General features: G+C 68.4%; 1 protein-coding gene. It reads left to right on the forward strand.

Annotation, left to right across the window (positions count from 1 at the left end):
• Positions 1–1,908, forward strand: a 1,908-nt coding sequence (gene acs / locus E1181_RS31005; protein ID WP_132679960.1) for an acetate--CoA ligase, incomplete at both ends; no start/stop codon positions are given.

A 1,908-nucleotide genomic window follows, 5' to 3' on the forward strand; every position in this document is an offset into this window, starting at 1 on the left:
CCGTCCGAGGATTTCGCGGCGCAGGCCAACGCCACGTCGGCGCTCTACGGCCAGGCCGATGCGGACCGCGAGGCGTTCTGGGCCGAGCAGGCATCGCGGTTGCAGTGGGACACCGAGTGGGACCAGGTCCTGGACTGGTCGGGCGCGCCGTTCGCGAAGTGGTTCGTCGGCGGCACGCTCAACGTGGCCTACAACTGCGCCGACCGGCACGTCGAAGCCGGCCACGGCGACCGCGTCGCGATCCACTGGGAAGGCGAACCCGGCGACACCCGCGCCATCACCTACGCCGAACTCCAGCGCGAGGTCTCCCGCACCGCCAACGCCCTCACCGAACTCGGCGTCGGCAAGGGCGACCGGGTCGCGATCTACCTGCCGATGCTGCCCGAGGCCGTGTTCTCCATGCTGGCCTGCGCCCGCCTCGGCGCCCTGCACAGCGTCGTGTTCGGCGGCTTCTCCGCCGAAGCGCTGCGCTCCCGCATCAACGACGCCCAGGCCAAGGTCGTCATCACCGCCGACGGCCAGTACCGCCGCGGCAAAGCCCTCCCGCTCAAGGCCAGCGTCGACGACGCCATCGCCGAAGCCCCCAGCGTCGAGCACGTCCTGGTCGTCCAGCGCACCAGCACCGACGTCACCTGGAACGACTCCCGCGACAAGTGGTGGCACGAGGTTGTCGACCCCCAGCCCGAGACCCACACCCCGGAGGCCTTCGACAGCGAACACCCGCTGTTCATCCTCTACACCTCCGGCACCACCGGACGCCCCAAGGGCATCCTGCACACCTCCGGCGGCTACCTCACCCAAGCCGCCTACACCCACCACCACGTCTTCGACCTCAAACCCGACACCGACGTCTACTGGTGCACCGCCGACATCGGCTGGGTCACCGGCCACACCTACATCGTCTACGGCCCCCTGGCCAACGGCGCCACCCAGGTCATCTACGAAGGCACCCCCAACACCCCCCACGAGGGCCGGCACTGGGAAATCGTGCAGAAGTACGGCGTCACGATCTACTACACCGCCCCCACCACCATCCGCACCTTCATGAAGTGGGGCGCGGACATCCCCGCCAAGTACGACCTGTCCTCGCTGCGAGTGCTCGGCTCGGTCGGCGAACCCATCAACCCCGAAGCCTGGATCTGGTACCGCACCAACATCGGCTCCGACCGCACCCCCATCGTCGACACCTGGTGGCAAACCGAAACCGGCGCCATCATGATCTCACCGCTGCCCGGCGTCACCGCCACCAAACCCGGCTCCGCGCAAACCCCGCTACCCGGCATCTCCGCCAAGGTCGTCGACGAACAGGGCCAGGAAGTCGGACCCGGCGGCGGCGGACTCCTCGTCCTCGACAAGCCCTGGCCCTCCATGCTGCGCGGCATCTGGGGCGACGACGAACGCTACAAGGACACCTACTGGTCCAAGTTCGCCGACCTGGGCTTCTACTTCGCCGGCGACGGCGCGAAATACGACACCGACGGCGACCTGTGGCTGCTCGGCCGCGTCGACGACGTCATGAACGTCTCCGGCCACCGCATCTCCACCACCGAAGTCGAATCCGCACTCGTCTCCCACCCCAACGTCGCCGAAGCCGCCGTCGTCGGCGCCAGCGACCCCACCACCGGACAAGGCATCGTCGCCTTCGTCATCCTGCGCGGCGGCGTCGCCGACGAAGCCGGCGGCGAAGCCGCACTCGCCGAACTGCGCAACCACGTGTCCAAGGAAATCGGCCCGATCGCCAAACCCCGCCAGATCATGGTCGTGCCCGAACTCCCCAAGACCCGCTCCGGCAAGATCATGCGCCGCCTGCTGCGCGACGTCGCCGAGAACCGCGAAGTCGGCGACGTCTCCACCCTCGCCGACTCCTCGGTCATGGACCTCATCTCCAAGGGTCTCAAGTCCGGCGAC

Origin of the sequence: Saccharopolyspora terrae, assembly GCF_004348435.1 — a bacterium.
In the GTDB taxonomy this organism is placed as follows: Bacteria; Actinomycetota; Actinomycetes; order Mycobacteriales; family Pseudonocardiaceae; genus Saccharopolyspora; species Saccharopolyspora endophytica.